This is a genomic window from Burkholderia sp. CpTa8-5, assembly GCF_017815045.1.
GTDB lineage: Bacteria > Pseudomonadota > Gammaproteobacteria > Burkholderiales > Burkholderiaceae > Burkholderia > Burkholderia sola.
Genome location: NZ_JAGIQD010000036.1, coordinates 16971 through 32884 on the forward strand (window position 1 = coordinate 16971; position 15914 = coordinate 32884).

Consider the following 15914-nt stretch of genomic DNA (forward strand, 5'->3'; position numbering starts at 1 on the left):
TTTTCACCTCCAGGAGCAGCACGATGGGCATCGATTCCGCATCTTCCGGCGGCGTGTATCCGCTGCATCACGGCGACCACAATTCGCATGGTGTGCCGCCGACCATCAACCCGGTCGCGCTGAGCCACGGCCGCGACCAGCCGTTCTTCGATCCGATCGCGTACGGCAACGGCCCCGACGACTCGGTGACGGACACGACCGAGGCGGCCGCGATCACGCACCACACGATCCTGATCGATGGCAAGCGGATCGCGTACACGGCGACGGTCGGCCACCTGGTGACGGTCGATCCGAGCAGTTCGCAGCCGGCCGCGAAGATTTTCTACGTCGCGTTCACGGCCGACGGCGCGAAAGAGGAAACGCGGCCCGTGACGTTCTTCTATAACGGCGGGCCCGGTTCGTCGTCGGTGTTCGTGCTGCTCGGCTCGTTCGCGCCAAAGCGTATCAAGACGTCGATGCCCGGTTTCACGCCGCCCGCGCCGTACCAGCTCGAAGACAACCCGGACAGCATGATCGACCACAGCGACCTGGTGTTCATCAATCCGGTCGGCACTGGCTATTCGGCGGCCGTCGCGCCGAACAAGAACCGCGACTTCTGGGGCGTCGACCAGGATGCGAATTCGCTGAAGCAGTTCATCAAGCGCTACCTGACGAAGAACAACCGGTGGAATTCGCCGAAATACCTGTTCGGCGAATCGTACGGCACCGCGCGCAGCTGCGTGCTCGCGTACAAGCTGCACGAGGACGGCGTCGACCTGAACGGCGTCACGCTGCAATCGTCGATCCTCGATTACCGGCAGGCCGGCAACCCGGTCGGCGCGCTGCCGACCGCCGCGGCCGATGCGTGGTATCACAAGAAGCTCGGCATCAAGCCGGCGCCGAGCGATCTCGGCGCGTTCGTCGAGGAAGTCGCGCAGTTCGCGCGCACCGACTACCTGAGCGCGCTGCGCGCGGTGCCGCATGCGAACCCGGCCACCGTGCAGAAGCTGTCGGCATACACGGGTATCGATACGGCGACGCTGCAATCGTGGGGGCTCGACATCGCCGGCTACGACACGCGCGGCAATTCGCTGTTCCTGACGACGCTGCTGCATGCGCAGGGGCTCGCGCTCGGTTCGTACGACGGCCGCGTGACCGGGATCTCGTCGGGCATCGCCGGCAAGATCGACCCGAATTCGGGCGGCAACGATCCGACGATGACGGCCGTGACGGGCGTCTATACGGCGATGTGGAACAGCTACCTGAACGAGCAGTTGAAGTTCACGTCGAACTCGGCGTTCACGGACCTGAACGACCAGGCCTTCAAGAACTGGGATTTCAGCCACATCGACCCGACCGGCGCGCAGCAGGGCATCGATGCGCAGGGGAACGTGATCCTCTACACGGCCGGCGATCTCGCCGCGGTGATGGCGCTGAACGTCGACCTGAAGGTGCTGTCGGCGAACGGCCTCTACGATTTCGTCACGCCGTTCTACCAGACCGTGATCGATCTGCAGCAGATGCCGCTGGAGGACCAGAAGGTGCGGCAGAACCTGTCCGCGCGGTTCTACCCGTCGGGGCATATGGTGTATCTCGACGGCGGCTCGCGCACCGCGCTCAAGCGCGACCTCGCGACGATGTACGACGCGACGGTCAGCGATACGGGCGCGCGGCTGCGGATTCGTGCGCTGCAGGCGAAGAAGACGGGCGGGAACGCATAGCGTTGCCCGGCGCCGATGTGCCGCGCGCAGCCGTGACGGTGCGCGCGGCGGTATGTCGGTAGCCGGGCGGCCGGCTTAGGCGGTCGGCCAGTCGAACATCGTGTACGGCAGCGCGCGCTTGTGGCGCGACCCGTCGTAGAAGCGCAGCACCGTTTCGTAGACGCGGTCGGCGACCGGCTTGCCTTCGAGGAAATCGTCGATCTCGTCGTAGGTCACGCCATACGCGTGCTCGTCGGGGCGCAGCGGGCGCAGTTCCTCGAGGTCGGCCGTCGGCACCTTCATCACGATCAGCTCGTCGCCGCCGAGCGCGCGTGCGACCCCGCGCACACGACGCTTGCTCAGGCCCGCGAGCGGCAGGATGTCCGCGCCCCCGTCGCCGAACTTCGTGAAGAAACCCATCAGCGATTCGGCCGCGTGGTCGGTGCCGATCACGATGCCGCGCCGCGCGCCGGCCACCGCGTACTGCGCGATCATGCGCTCGCGCGCCTTGATGTTGCCGTGCACGAAATCCTGTTGCGCGGGGTTTTCGAACGCGTGGCCGGACGCGACCAGCGAACGGAGCATCGCATCGGCGGCCGGCTTCACGTCGACCGTCAATACCTCGTCCGCGCGCACGAACGCGAGCGCGCGCTGCGCATCGTCTTCGTCGTTCTGCACGCCGTTCGGCAAGCGCATCGCGATGAAGCGCGCGTCGTAGCCACCGGCGCGCAGCTTTTCGACCGCGAGCTGCGCCAGCCGGCCGGCCGTCGACGAATCGACGCCGCCGCTGATGCCGAGCACGTAGGTCCGCAGGCCGGTCGAACGAAGGTATTGCGCGAGGAAATCGACGCGGCGGTCGATTTCGGCCTCGGCGTCGAAGTGCGGGGCGACGTTCAGTTCGGCAATGATCGCGCGTTGGCGGCTGGCGTAATCGGCGGATGTCATGAGGAAAGTTCCGGGACGAAATGCAAGGCGCTCATCATAAGCGCAATCGCGGCGCGCCGCCGCGCCGGACAGGCGTTTCCGGCGGTTTCGCGTTGCATCGGCGAGACGCGCCGCATCGCCGTGGTGCGCGGTGCGCCGGGCGGGTGCAGGAGATGCTGCGCGAAGGGCGGCCGTGCGCGCGGCTTCAGCGAGGAGGGATGGAGGCCCGATGATGGCGTGGCCGCTCGATCCCGCGTGCGTCTTCGCCCGTCAGCGCCGCGCGAGCACGACGCCCACCAGCGCGAGCGCGAAGCCGGCGAGCTGGATCGTCGCGAGCGTTTCGCCGAACAGCGCGTAGCCCTGCAGCGCGGCCAGCGGCGGCGCGAGAAACAGCAGCGACGTCGCGCGCGCCGCATTGCCGTGCCGCAGCATCCACATCAGCATCGTGACCGCGCCGCCGGACAGGAACACGACGCCCCACACGAGCGACACCCACAGCGCCGGCGCGTCGATCCAGCGGGTTTCATGGAGCAGCACGACGAAGACGGCCGCGACGAGCGCCGCGCCGAAGTTCTGCACGGCGACCGCCGTGCGCAGGTCGCTCTGCGCGAGCTTGCCTTTCTGGTACAGCGAGCCGGCGGTGATCGACCCGACTGCCAGCACCGACACGGTGACGACGAGCCACGCAGGCGCGGCGCCCGGCGGCGGCGCGACGCCGCCGGTGACTTTCGGCGCGAGCACGAGCGCGACGCCGGCCAGCCCGAGCGCCATCCCGAGCCAGCCGCGCGCGGGCAGACGTTCGTTGAACAGCGGAACCGCTAGCACGGCGGTGGCAAGCGGCTGCAGCGCGCCGAGCAGCGCCATCACGCCCGCATTCAACCCTTGCGCGACGGCCCAGTAGCTCGCGCCGAGATAGACGCCTTGCAACAGCGCGCCGGCGATCAGGTGGCGCGGCCATTCGCGGCGGGCCGGCCACGGCGCGCGCGCGGCGAGCGCGACCACGCCGAACAGCGCGGCCGTGCCCGCGAAGCGCGCGAGCAGGAACAGGTTCGGATCGGCGTAGGGCTTGATTGCCCGTGCAACGATGAAGCCGGTGGACCAGAGCGCGACGAAAACGGCGGCGACGATCGAGTTGAGCATGCGTGACGGGCCGCGACGCGGCCGGACAGATCCGGAAAGTCGGCCAGTATCGGGCGAAGCGACGCTGGCGTCTTGTCGAATCCTGCACTCATGCCGCGCGGCGCGTGAGCGGGGCGGCGGTCATCGCGCGCCGGTGCGCGGCGCGGCGGGGATGATCGTCCGCGGCACCGCACGGCACGGCGCTGCGCGGATGGGCGCGCAGCAGCGACGCTCAGTCGATCGAGAACGTATCGAGCGGCTGGTTGGCGCGTGCGTCGGTCGCGAAGCGCGCGGCGAGCTGTTCGTAGAGCCGACGCGCTTCGTCGAGCGTCAGGTCGATCCAGTACGGATCGCCTGCCGCGTCGTTGAGGCGTTCCGGCGGAAACTGGATTTCGATCACACTGCCTTTGCGATACATGGCGCGAGCCCCTTTATTGGTCGGTCTTGGTCGGTCGTTCGGCGAAGCGCAAAGTGTAGCAACCGGCGCCGCGCGGATTCGCGCGCGCCGGGCAATACAGAATTTCGCTTTCGGGCAACGCGCGCGGCCGCCGCCCGGCCGTGTTACCCGGCCCGGTCAAATGGTCGTCAAACGTCCGTAATACAATGGCCGGCTTACCCATTACCAGTCGCCTCGGGCGCACACGCGATGCTCGCGGAACAACGTCATCAATACATCCTGTCGGCGCTCGGACGCTCGGGCGCGCTGACGGTCGCGGAACTCGTGCGTTCGCTCGACGTGTCGCGCGAAACGGTGCGGCGCGACCTGAACGCGCTGGCCGCGCGCGGCCTGCTCGTGATGACACATGGCGGCGCGCTGGCCGCGGATCGCCGCGAGCCGAGCCTGTCCGAGCGCGAAGCCGCGAACGCCGACGCGAAGCGCACGATCGGGCGGCGCGCGGCCGAATTCGTGCCCGACGATGCATCGGTGCTGATCGATTCGGGCAGCACGCCGCATGCGGTCGCGCTGGCGCTCGCCGACCGGCACCGGCTGTCGATCTACACGAACGACTGGCGTACCGCGTTCGTGCTCGCGCGGCGCAACGGCAACCGCGTGACGTTGCTCGGCGGCGAGCTGTCCGACGACGAGGACGCCACGTTCGGGCTCGACACGATCCACCAGCTCGCGCAATACCACGTCGATTTCGCGTTCGTCGGCGCCGGCGGCATCACGCCCGACGGCGAGTGCACCGACTACTCGCGGCTCGCGGCCGAAGTGCGCAGCCGGATGATTGCGGCGGCGGGCACGGCGATCATCGTCGCCGACCATTCGAAATTCGGCCGCGTGACGCCGGTGCGGATCAACGGCACGTCCGCCGCCCGCTATCTGGTGACCGAACGCGCACCCGACAAGGCCGTGCGCCGCGCGCTGACGGCGCGCGGGATCGAGCTGCTCGTGTGCGACTGACGCGCGTCCGACATACAGGGTTCATCGAACGGTCATCGCGCGGGAAGAACCGCCATCAAGACTGACGCATTCATCTCGACCGGCCGCCGGGCCAGGGAGCAACGAATGACCGTCAGCGTGCGCAGCTATCTTTCCCCCACCCTGGTCCTGCTGGCTTTCGACTGGCCCGATGCGGCGTCGCGGTCCGATTTCCTCGGCTTCGCGATCCGGCGCACGCCGGGTTTCTGGTCGGCCGACGGCAAGACGCGTGCGCCGGACAGCTGGCTGCCCAACCGCCTGACGTTCGACGGCCCGGCCGCCGACACGCAGGGCGATGCGCCGACCGATCAGGCGCCGATCCAGAAATTCATGTGGTGGGACGCGCGCATCGATCCGCAGGACCGCGGTGCGTCGTTCCGCTACGACGTCTATCCGGTCGTCGGCACGCCGGCGAACCTGCAGGTGCTCGACGCGCAAGCCGGCGTGTGCGACGTCGTGCTGCCCGCGCACATCGAGGACGGCATCGGCACGTGGTTCAACCGCGCGGTGGTCAGCTCGCAGGCGTTCGCGAAGCAGGTCGCGGCGCTCGGCCTCGCGCCGAACGAGGCGCCGAGCGCCGCGCAGGCGCTGAAGCTGCGCACGTGGCTCGCGAACGACATGGAGCAGGTGTTCGCGCAGATGCTCGATCCGGCATCGCGCGCGGTGTCGGCCGTCTATCACCTGACCGACACGCTGTGGGCGCTGCCCGCGTTCGACGCGTTCGGCCGCCAGCACGGCGAAGCGTCGCTCGCGATCGTCTACGACGCGCACACGACGGCGCGCAAGGGCAAGCCGCCGCTGCCGTCGCCGAACCAGCCGGCCGTCGATGCGCTGCAGGGCCTCGCGACGCTCGCGCCGCGCGACAAGACGCACATCATGCACGACAAGTTCATCGTGACCGATGCGCCGTCGAACCCGGCGCCCGCGCGCGTGCTGACCGGCTCCGCGAACTTCACGACCGAGGGGCTGACCGAGCAGGCCAACGTGCTGCATGCGTTCGACTCGCCTGCGCTCGCCGCGCTGTACAACGAGCGCGCGCATGCGCTGGCCGGGAATCCGTCGATTGCGGAGACCGCGCGGCTGTCGCCGGGCTGGTCGGCGCCGATGACGATCGGCAGCGCGCAGGTGCGCGTCGCGTACTCGCCGGAGCCCGCGGGGCAGCGTACCGAGATCGATACGATCGTCGCCGCGATCGCGGCCGCGAAGCATTCGGTGTCGTTCTGCCTGTTCATGCCGACCGACGCGGCGCTGCGCGACGCGTGTTTCGCGGCTGGCGACCGCGGGCTGATGATGTTCGGCCTCGTGAACAAGATCAGCGTCGGCAGCGCGACGAAGGCCGATACCGCGCAGCACGACGGCCAGACGCTCGATGCGGCGACGCTCGCGAACCTCGAGCTGTACCACCGCAGCCGCGACAACCACGACGTGATCGACGCGTCGTATTTCTCGCCGGCCACGGTGCCGCAGGGTTTCGAGCCGGAGTTGCGGCTTTTCCCGGGCGAACCGGCGCCGGTTTTCCCGCCCGTCGTGATCCATCACAAGTTCATCGTGATCGATGCGGAAGGCGCGAATCCGGTCGTCTATACGGGTTCGGCGAACATGAGCCGCAATTCCGAGCAGTACAACGACGAGAACGTGCTCGAGATCCGCGACAAGCGGATCGCGGCGATCTATCTCGCGGAATTCCTGCGGCTGTACGAGCACTACCGCGCCCGCGCGCTGGCGATCCATGCGAAGCAGCAGCACGGCACGGGTACGCATGCGCGGCTCGCGCTCGCGCCCGATTCGAGCTGGGCGAAGAAGTATTACGTGGCGGGGAGCCCGGAACGGAAGGCGCGGATCGCGCTGGCGTCGACCGCGCCGACGGACTGATGCGCTGAAGTGCTGAATGAAGTTCGCGGGGCGCGGATGTCGCGTGCCCCGGCCGGCGACTACCGCCGCTTACGCGGCGACGTAGCGGAGCACCGCGTCGGCGATCGTGTCGCGATGTCGCGCGCGCAGGCGCGGTGCCGACGGGTCGCGGCCGAATGCAGCGCCGAACGTGTAGCGGTTCGCCACGCGGTGAAAGCAGAACGAGCTGATCAGCAGGTGCAGGTCGAATGCGTCGATGTCCTTGCGGAACACGCCGCTGGCCGCGCCGCGCTCGACCAGTTCCTCGAGCGTCTTGATGATGCTGACGTTGCGGTTCTTGAACGACTTCAGCTGTTCGACATACTTCGCGCCGTGGATGTTCTCGATCGACACGAGGCGGACGAAATCGCGATGCTTGTCGTGATAGTCGAACGTGAATTCGACGAGACGGCGCATGCCTTCGCGCGGCTCCATGTCGCCGACGTGCAGTTCCTGCTCGAGCGCGCGGATGTCGCCGTATACCTTCTCCAGCACGGCCTCGTACAGGCCTTCCTTGCTTTCGAAGTAGTAATAGAGCATCCGCTTCGTCGTATTCGTGCGCTCGGCGATCGCGTCGACGCGCGCACCGGCGAGGCCCATCGCGGAGAATTCCTGCGTGGCGACGTCGAGGATGTTGCGCTTGGTTTGCTCGGGATCGTATTTGCGCCGCGCGTCGGACGCAAGCGCGCGGGGGTCGGACGTGGCGGCCTTGCTTCCTGCTTTCATGTGACTTTGTTCTGGTTCGCGGCGGCTTGGAAAAGGCATTCTAGCATGTGGGAAATGCCCGCCCGGCCGACCTTCCGCTCTAATCGGCAAGGCCGCGGCGGGCGCTCAGCGGCGGCAGGACGCGAGCGCGTCGCGGGCCTGGTACGCCGTATACGTGAGCTGCGCGGCGGCGAGGCCGGCCAGCCCGAACGTGCGCGTGAGCCCGAACGCGGCGAAGCCGTTCGGCACCGGACGCTCTCCCGCCAGCGCGGCGGCGAGCACCTCGCCGGCGACGGTGGTCGGCGCCATCCCGTGACCGCCGAATGCGATCGCGTGCCACACGCCGTCCGTGTCGCGGCCGATCTGCGGCATCTTGTGCCGCGCATAGCTCATCAGCCCACCCCACGCGTAGTCGACCTTCACGCCGTCCAGTTGCGGATACACGCGCAGCAGGTCGCGCCGCAGCAGGCGCGCGATCGCGTCGGGGCCGCGATCGAGCACGGAGATCCGGCCGCCCCACAGAATCCGCGTGTCCTTCAGCGGACGGTAGTAGTCGAACGCGAAACGCGTGTCGTAGATCGCGTACGGCGCGTCGATCGCGTCGGGTAGGCGCGTGCCGAGCGGTTCGGTCGCGATCACGTAGGTCGCGATCGGCAGCACCGCGCGCTCGATGCGCGGCGACACGCCGCGCGCGTAGCCGCCGCCGGCGAATACGACGTCCTTCGCACGCACCGCGCCCTGCGCCGTGCGCACGACGTAGCCGGCGCCGTCGCGCGCGATGCCGAGCGCGGCCGAGCGTTCGTACACGCGTGCGCCGCCGCGCGACGCGGCCGCCGCGACGCCGAGCACGTACTTCAGCGGATGAAAGTGGAATGCGTTCGGCTCGAACAGGCCGCCGTAATAGCGCTGCGTCTTCAGCCGCGCACGCAGCGCGTCGGTCGCGACCGGTTCCCAGTCGACGTTGAATTCCCGCTTCATCAGCGTGCGCACGCCGTCGAGCCGCGACGGATCGTCGAACCAGTTGGCGAGCATCACGCCTTCGTCGACGATGTCGCAGTCGATCCCGTAGCGGGCGATGCGCGCGCGGATCAGGTCGACCGCGTCGACGGTGAGCCGGTACAGCCGGCGCCCTTCGTCGCGGCCGAGCGTGCGCAGCAGGTCGGCGTTGTCGAGGCTGTAGCCGCCGAACACGAAGCCGCCGTTGCGGCCCGACGCGCCGAAGCCGACCCGTTCGCCGTCGAGCACGACGACGTCGTGCACGCCGCGCTCGACGAGGCCGAGCGCCGTGCACAGCCCGGCGAGGCCGCCGCCGACGATGCAGACCTGCGTATCGATCGTGTCGGTCAGTTGCGGGTAGGGCTGGCGGCTAACGGTGGCTTCGTAGAAGTTCTGCATGCGTGTTCGGTGACTCGTGACGGCGGAAAGGCGGACGGCGCGCGTCGATCTTGCCTGAACGCGCGCGCCGCGTCGAATGGGGATTTCAGCGCAGCGGCCGCCGCGAAGGGGCGGCTGCCGGCGCGTGACCGGGCGTCAGGCGCCCGGCGTCGGGTTGGCCGGACGGGCGACATAGGCCGGATAGCCGGCGTCGGCCTTTTCGGTCGCTTCATGCGTCGCGTTGCGTTCGATCCACGGCGCGATGTCCATGTCCTCGTAGCGCACCAGCCGGCATTTGCGCACGAGCGCGTAGCCGAGCCAGATCGCGAGGAAGAACGGCAGGCCGACGTAGGTCGCGGCGACGCCGGTCCAGTCGATCTTGTCGGCGAGGAACGCCTGATAGTCCTGGCCGAGCGCGACGGCCGCGCACAGCGCGAACGCGAACAGCGGGCCGAACGGGAACCACTTCGACCGGTACGGCAACTGGTCGAGCCGGTAGCCTTGTTTCAGGAAGCCTTTGCGGAACCGGTAGTGACTGACCGCGATGCCGAGCCACGTGATGAAGCCGGCCATCCCCGACGTGTTCAGCAGCCACAGGTAGACGGTCTTGTCGCCGTACAGCGACGTGAGGAAGCACAGTGCGCCGATCGCGGTGGTCGCATACAGCGCGTTGCGCGGCACGCCGCCCGGCGACAGCTTCGCGAACAGCTTCGGCGCGCGGCCTTCGACCGCGAGGTTGTAGAGCATGCGCGTCGACGCGTACATGCCCGAGTTGCCGGCCGACAGCACGGCCGTCAGGATCACCGCGTTCATCACGCCTGCGGCGAAGGCCAGCCCAGCGTGGCGGAACACGAGCGTGAACGGGCTCACGCCGATATCGGTCACGTCGCTCTTCAGCAGGCTCGGATCGGTGTACGGAACCAGCACGCCGATCACGAAGATCGCGAACACGTAGAACAGCAGGATGCGCCAGAAGATCTGGCTCACCGCGCGCGGAATCGTCGTGCGCGGATTCTCCGATTCGCCGGCCGCGACGCCGATCATCTCGGTGCCCTGGAACGAGAAGCCCGCGATCATCGCGACGCCGAGCATCGTCGCCCAGCCGCCGACGAACGGCGCGTCGCCGATCGTGAGGTTGCCCCAGCCGGCGCTCGGGCCGCCCTGCATGATCCCGAAGATCATCAGCAGGCCGACGCCGACGAATGCGAGCACCGTCAGCACCTTGATCAGCGCGAACCAGTATTCGGCCTCGCCGAAGCCGCGCACCGACAGCGCGTTGAGCGCGAAGATCAGCGTGAGGAACAGCGCGCTCCACCAGACGCCCGGCACGTGCGGGAACCAGTAGTGCATCACGAGCTGCGCGGCGACGAGCTCCACCGCCAGCGTCACGGCCCAGCTGTACCAGTAGTTCCACCCGAGCGCGAAGCCGAAGCCTTCGTCGACGAACTTCGCGCCGTAGGTCGCGAACGAGCCCGATACCGGCATGAACGCGGCCATTTCGCCGAGGCTCGTCATCAGGAAATAGACCATCAGGCCGATCATCATGTACGCGAGCATCGCACCGCCGGGCCCGGCCTGCGAGATCGACGCGCCGGACGCGACGAACAGGCCCGTGCCGATCGAGCCGCCGATCGCGATCATTCGCAGATGGCGCGCCTGCAGCGCACGGTGGAGGGACGGCTTCGCGGGCGGCGAGCCGGACGGGCGGGACGAATCGGGGCGGGCGTCTGAATGCATGGCGGGCGCTGGGCGCTGTCTCCGGGATTGTTTTTCGGTGACGAAGCGCGACGCGTTGCCGGCCGTGGGCCGGGCAGCGGTGATGCGGTGCGAAGCGGGCCCGCTGACCCGGGCCGTGGTGCGTGTCGCGTTCGTCGGTCGTCCGGCGGCGGTCGTGGCGGCCGGCGGCGCGCCGGGTGCGTTGCACCTCGACGTCGCACCGATTGTGTGGGGTCCGATGCACGGGCGGCAAACGATATTTCCGCACAGGGTGATGCGGGATCGTCATCAACTTGCGTCGGGCCGGGACGCGTCCGCGTGCCCGTCTGCGGGCTTTGGAACCGTCTGATGTCAGCGTAGACAAAGGCGCGGCTGCGCGGCTGACTTCTTGCGTTTTGGGAATGAAGTCGTGAGTTAATATCAATAGCGGCCCGACTTGTGGCCATCGACAATGTGTTTCATGGATCGTGCCTCGCGAGGCTGGGGCGCGCCGTCCGGCCGGGCTTGCCGGCGGCGGCGCCGCGCGATGCGCCGGATGGCGCACCGGGCCCGCCGCGCGGCGCATCCGCTTGCACGAGGCGCTCGAACGCGCTCCAATCGAATCACGCGGGCGGCGCTGCCGCCGCACCGATCAATCTGTCCCTGAAGAGGAAGTGATGCAATTCAACGACATTCTTGCCGCGCTCGACATCGATCTCGCCCAGTGGAAAGGCAATGCGCTGACCGCGCGCTCGCCGCTCGACGGCGCGACGCTCGCGACGCTGGCCGTCGACACGCCCGCCGACGCCGAGCGCAAGATCGACGCCGCGCACGACGCGTTCCTCAAGTGGCGCACGGTGCCGGCGCCGGTGCGCGGCGAACTCGTGCGCGTGTTCGGCAACGTGCTGCGCGAGCACAAGGCCGAGCTGGGCCGCCTCGTCACGCTCGAAGCAGGCAAGATCACGTCGGAAGGGCTCGGCGAAGTGCAGGAAATGATCGACATCTGCGATTTCGCGGTCGGTCTGTCGCGCCAGCTTTACGGCCTCACGATCGCGTCCGAGCGCCCGGGCCACCGGATGATGGAAACGTGGCACCCGATCGGCGTGTGCGGCGTGATTTCGGCGTTCAATTTCCCGGTCGCGGTGTGGGCCTGGAATGCGGCGCTCGCGTTCGTGTGCGGCGATTCGGTCGTGTGGAAGCCGTCCGAGAAGACGCCGCTTACCGCGATCGCATGTCACGTGCTGCTCCAGAAGGCGCTCCGTGAGTTCGAGAAGACGCATCCGGGCGTCGCGCCGGCTGAGCTGAGCCAGCTGGTGCTCGGCATGCGCGATGTCGGCGAGGTGCTGACGGCGTCGAAGAAGGTGCCGGTCGTCAGCGCGACGGGCAGCGTGCGGATGGGCCAGGAAGTCGCGAAGGTGCTGAGCCAGCGCCTGGCGCGCGGCATCCTCGAACTCGGCGGCAACAACGGGATGATCGTCGCGCCGAGCGCGGATCTCGACCTCGTCGTGCGCGCGGTCACGTTCGCGGCGGTCGGCACGGCCGGCCAGCGCTGCACGACGCTGCGCCGCCTGATCGTGCATCGCAGCCTCGTCGAGCAACTGCTGCCGCGCATCGAGAAGGCCTACGCGTCGGTGAAGGTCGGCAACCCGCTCGAGGAAGGTACGCTGGTCGGCCCGCTCGTCGATCGTGCGTCGTTCGACGCGATGCAGAAAGCGCTGGCCGATGCACGCGAGCAGGGCGGCGAAGTGAAGGGCGGCGAGCGCATCGACGTCGGTCACGCGGATGCGTACTACGTGCGTCCGGCGATCGTGCGGATGCCGAAGCAATCCGCGGTGGTCGAGCGCGAGACGTTCGCACCGATTCTGTACGTGATGGTCTATGACGACTTCGAAGATGCGATCGACGTGCACAACGCGGTGCCGCAAGGCCTGTCGTCGGCGATCTTCACGAACGACATGCGCGAGGCCGAGCAGTTCATGTCGGCGGCCGGTAGCGATTGCGGGATCGTCAACGTGAACATCGGCACGAGCGGCGCGGAAATCGGCGGCGCGTTCGGCGGCGAGAAGGAAACGGGCGGCGGGCGTGAGTCGGGTTCGGACGCGTGGAAGGCGTATATGCGCCGGGCGACGAATACGATCAATTACAGCCGGCAACTGCCGCTGGCGCAGGGGGTGAAGTTCGACGTGTGAGGGCGGGCGCCCGGCCAGGGCGCATCGACGGTCGAATGAACAGGGCCGGTTGTCGCGAAAGCGGTAACCGGCCCTTGTCGTTTATTGCGAGGCGTGCGGCACGCCGATCGATCGCGAGCGTACCCGCTCGATGGCTTGCTTACGATTCGTGCGGCGTCGGACCATCGTTCGTCGGCATGTTCTGCACGACCAGCATCTGCGGGCTCGACAGCGTGATCGCCGCCGCGCGCAACTGCTTGAGGATCTCGAACAGCAGGTCGCTCTTCGTCGAACTCGCGATCCGCGGGCTCGACACGTAACCCGTCACGCTCAGCGTGATCCCGTCCGGCGCGAGCTGGCTGAACGTCACCGACGGCGCCGGTTTGTCGAGAATCGCCGGATGCTCGCGATACGCATCGAGCAGCAGGTCGCGCACCTGCTCGGGATCGGTGTTCAGCGGGAACGTCAGCACCAGCGTCGCGACGCCCTGCGTGCTGTTGCCCATCGTCACGTTGCGCACGTTCTGCGAGATCAGCTGCGAATTCGGCACGATCACGGTCGAGCGGTCGCTGAGCTGAATCTCGGTCGCGCGCACGTTGATGCGGCGGATGTCGCCTTCGACGCCCGCGATGCTGACCATGTCGCCCACCTTCACCGGGCGCTCGGTCAGCAGGATCAGCCCCGACACGAAGTTCTTCACGATTTCCTGCAGGCCGAAACCGATACCCACCGACAACGCGCTGACGATCCACGCGAGATTGCTCCACCGGACGCCGAGCAGCCCGAGCGTCATCAGCACGAGCAGCACGTAACCGACGTTGGTGAACAGCGTGATCAGCGACACGCGCATGCCCGTATCCATGCCGAGCGCGGGCATGAACTCGCCGTCGAGCCAGCGGCGCAGCGAGCGCAGCAGGTAGAAGCCGATCGCGAAGCCGATCACGGCGTTGAAGATCCGGTCGGGCATGATGTTCAGGCTCTGCAGCCGCTGGCTGCCGATCATCGCGACCGCACTGTCGAGCAGGTCGCCCGGCGTCGTGCCGAAGCCGCCCGTCAGCAGCGCGATCGCCGCGATCAGCATCAGCAGGCTCGTGCCGAAGCCGGACAGGACCGTGCGCGCCTGGTCGAGGTGGCGATCTTCGAGCGCGAACAGATGCTTGATCTGCTGGCCCGTCGACAGGCTCGACGAGAACAGGCTTTCGCTCGCGTCGCGCGTCAACTGGATCAGGATGTAGGTCGCACACAGCACGATCTCGAACCACACGAGCTCGTATGTGATGAAGCGCGCGACCGTGATGTAACCGATCAGGAGTGCGATCAATGACGCGACGATCGCGAGCGTGACGCCGGCATGGATTAGCCCGGCAAGCGTCGAGCGCTGCTCGGGCGCCTCGCCTGCCGCCGCGAGGGCGCTGCGCGCACGGTTCGCGCGCAACAGCGACGCGCCGACCGTCAGCGCGACGACGAGCGACACGATGCCGCGGCCGAACAGCGTGACCGACAGGCTGGTGTCGACGATCCGGTTGATCGATTCGAGCGTGCCCGACACCAGCAGCAGCCCGGCCAGGACGGCGGGGAACGGCTTCATCGCGAGCGCGACGGGATCGGCGAGCGCGGGCAGGCGCCACGACGGATGCTTCGTGCAGAGCAGTGCGCGGCCGAGCCCGGCGATCAATGCGCAGGTCGCGGCGAGTTTCGCGAACTGGTCCCACAGATCGGTCAGCGACGGCGTGAGTTCGTAGTGGCGCGCGACGGCGAGGTAGAGGATCTGAATCGCGATGGCCGTCGCCAGGAAGGTCGACAGCGCGGTCGACAGCGCCAGCGCACTGCGGCGCAAGCGGGTGGGCGGCAGGCGGTTCAGCGCAATCCACGCGAGCCCGCGCTCGATGAGCCGGCGGCCGCCGAGCCATGCGGCGAACGCGGCGATCAGCAGCAGCGTGGTGATCGCCCGTTGTCCGGGCACCCACGACGAGCGCAGCATGTCGAACAGTTCGCCGTTGAAATCGTCGAGCCGCTGACGGTCGTCCGGCGACAGGTGGAACAGCGGCAGCCAGAACTGCGCGCTGAAGATGCTGCCCGAACGGAACGCGAGCTGGTTCTTCAGCAGGCTGCGGTGCAGTTTCGCGAACTGCTCGGTCAGGTTCGTGAGGCTCGTCTTCTGGTCGGCGGCCTGCTTCAGCGCGGCATCGATCTGCGTCTTGCGTGCGTCCAGCGCGGCCCGCTGCTTCGCGACGGCGGGCGTTTCCGGCGCGGCGCCCTCGGCCGGCGGCGGGCCGAGCACGTCGAGTTGCGCCTGAACCTGCGCGCGTTGCGGCGTGAGATCGCTCTGCAGTTTCGCGACATCGGTGCTCAGCTCCTGCGCCGAGTCGTCGAGCCCGTCCAGCTCCTTGCTGTTGGACGCGGTCGACGTCTGCTGCTTGATGCGGTCCAGCTCGGCCTGCATCTGCTTGAGCTGCGCGACGGCGTCGGGCAGCGAGATGGCCGGCACGGTTGCGCCGACGCCGCTCGCGACGGGAGCGGAAGCGGCGGCCGGAAACGCCGACGCCGTCGCGATCGCCGCGAACTGCAGCAGCGCGATCAGCGCGATCCGGCGGGCGTACGTGGATAGTCGTTGTATGGACATGGAATGCTTACGATTTGCCGACAATGCCGGTTGCCGAAAGGCAGCCGGAAGCCGGTAGTTGGCCCGGTAGCATGTTACCGGGGCGCGGAGATGAACGACTTTCGAATCTGCTTCCGCGGTGTCTGCGACGCGGGCATGGGCGACGGACCGGCGGAAGTCCTGTTTATCCCGTCGCATCGGGGCCGTGTCGATCGAGCCACGCCCCGGAAGGGCGCCGTTTTCAGCGTCGGGCGGCCGTTGTCACCGCGACAGACGGTTACGAAATTTACATAAAGTCGGTGCGACCGCGAGCCGCGATAAATGGGGTGCGAAGA

11 protein-coding genes are annotated in these 15914 nt (G+C 68.1%); 4 read left to right on the forward strand and 7 right to left on the reverse strand.

All coding sequences use genetic code 11. From position 1 onward, the window contains the following. Positions 1-23: 23 nt before the first annotated feature. Entirely contained in the window at positions 24-1700 is a 1677-nt protein-coding gene (locus J8I35_RS31350) for a peptidase S1 (protein WP_209928839.1), read from the forward strand. Positions 1701-1775: 75 nt separating this feature from the next. On the opposite strand, the gene nadE is transcribed toward J8I35_RS31350, so the two are convergent. The 3 genes from nadE to J8I35_RS31365 form a co-directional block, all read right to left on the reverse strand. Beyond that, positions 1776-2624 (reverse strand): ammonia-dependent NAD(+) synthetase, encoded by an 849-nt coding sequence (gene nadE, locus J8I35_RS31355; protein ID WP_089489686.1) that lies wholly within the window; start codon positions 2622-2624, stop codon positions 1776-1778. A 249-nt stretch (positions 2625-2873) separates the two neighbouring features. After that, a complete protein-coding gene (locus J8I35_RS31360; protein ID WP_050016305.1) occupies positions 2874-3743 on the reverse strand; it encodes a DMT family transporter in 870 nt (289 codons plus the stop codon). 211 nt (positions 3744-3954) lie between these two features. Then, complete coding sequence (locus tag J8I35_RS31365) at positions 3955-4140, reverse strand: hypothetical protein (protein ID WP_006480515.1); 186 nt, start codon at positions 4138-4140, stop codon at positions 3955-3957. 228 nt (positions 4141-4368) lie between these two features. Here J8I35_RS31365 and J8I35_RS31370 point away from each other — a divergent pair, with 228 nt between their 5' ends. Beyond that, complete coding sequence (locus J8I35_RS31370) at positions 4369-5127, forward strand: DeoR/GlpR family DNA-binding transcription regulator (protein WP_050016302.1); 759 nt, start codon at positions 4369-4371, stop codon at positions 5125-5127. 105 nt (positions 5128-5232) lie between these two features. Then, positions 5233-7017 carry a phospholipase D-like domain-containing protein gene (locus J8I35_RS31375; RefSeq protein WP_209928845.1) on the forward strand — a complete coding sequence of 595 codons (1785 nt, stop codon included), beginning with the start codon at positions 5233-5235 and terminating at the stop codon, positions 7015-7017. 69 nt (positions 7018-7086) lie between these two features. On the opposite strand, the gene J8I35_RS31380 is transcribed toward J8I35_RS31375, so the two are convergent. From J8I35_RS31380 to J8I35_RS31390, 3 genes are all read right to left on the reverse strand, one after another. Further along, entirely contained in the window at positions 7087-7761 is a 675-nt protein-coding gene (locus tag J8I35_RS31380) for a TetR family transcriptional regulator (protein WP_012339399.1), read from the reverse strand. Positions 7762-7866: 105 nt separating this feature from the next. Next, a complete protein-coding gene (locus J8I35_RS31385) occupies positions 7867-9135 on the reverse strand; it encodes an FAD-binding oxidoreductase (RefSeq protein WP_209928848.1) in 1269 nt (422 codons plus the stop codon). 135 nt (positions 9136-9270) lie between these two features. Continuing rightward, positions 9271-10755, reverse strand: a complete 1485-nt coding sequence (locus J8I35_RS31390; RefSeq protein WP_311766598.1) for an amino acid permease — start codon at positions 10753-10755, stop codon at positions 9271-9273. Between the two features lie 731 nt (positions 10756-11486). On the opposite strand from J8I35_RS31390, the gene J8I35_RS31395 reads away from it, so the two are divergent. Next, on the forward strand, positions 11487-12998 hold the full coding sequence (locus tag J8I35_RS31395) for an aldehyde dehydrogenase family protein (RefSeq protein ID WP_124631666.1): 1512 nt from the start codon (positions 11487-11489) through the stop codon (positions 12996-12998). Positions 12999-13137: 139 nt separating this feature from the next. Here J8I35_RS31395 and J8I35_RS31400 read toward each other — a convergent pair whose 3' ends face one another. Further along, complete coding sequence (locus tag J8I35_RS31400; RefSeq protein WP_124556285.1) at positions 13138-15600, reverse strand: DUF3772 domain-containing protein; 2463 nt, start codon at positions 15598-15600, stop codon at positions 13138-13140. Positions 15601-15914 lie beyond the last annotated feature (314 nt).

Bases quoted from the DNA above. Each gene is read 5' to 3' on its own strand.
- J8I35_RS31370 (WP_050016302.1), top strand. From the start codon at position 4,369: ATGCTCGCGGAACAACGTCATCAATACATCCTGTCGGCGCTCGGACGC.
- J8I35_RS31395 (WP_124631666.1), top strand. From the start codon at position 11,487: ATGCAATTCAACGACATTCTTGCCGCGCTCGACATCGATCTCGCCCAG.
- J8I35_RS31400 (WP_124556285.1), bottom strand. From the start codon at position 15,600: ATGTCCATACAACGACTATCCACGTACGCCCGCCGGATCGCGCTGATC.
- J8I35_RS31390 (WP_311766598.1), bottom strand. From the start codon at position 10,755: ATGATCGCGATCGGCGGCTCGATCGGCACGGGCCTGTTCGTCGCGTCC.
- J8I35_RS31360 (WP_050016305.1), bottom strand. From the start codon at position 3,743: ATGCTCAACTCGATCGTCGCCGCCGTTTTCGTCGCGCTCTGGTCCACC.
- J8I35_RS31385 (WP_209928848.1), bottom strand. From the start codon at position 9,135: ATGCAGAACTTCTACGAAGCCACCGTTAGCCGCCAGCCCTACCCGCAA.
- J8I35_RS31375 (WP_209928845.1), top strand. From the start codon at position 5,233: ATGACCGTCAGCGTGCGCAGCTATCTTTCCCCCACCCTGGTCCTGCTG.
- J8I35_RS31380 (WP_012339399.1), bottom strand. From the start codon at position 7,761: ATGAAAGCAGGAAGCAAGGCCGCCACGTCCGACCCCCGCGCGCTTGCG.
- nadE (WP_089489686.1), bottom strand. From the start codon at position 2,624: ATGACATCCGCCGATTACGCCAGCCGCCAACGCGCGATCATTGCCGAA.
- J8I35_RS31365 (WP_006480515.1), bottom strand. From the start codon at position 4,140: ATGTATCGCAAAGGCAGTGTGATCGAAATCCAGTTTCCGCCGGAACGC.
- J8I35_RS31350 (WP_209928839.1), top strand. From the start codon at position 24: ATGGGCATCGATTCCGCATCTTCCGGCGGCGTGTATCCGCTGCATCAC.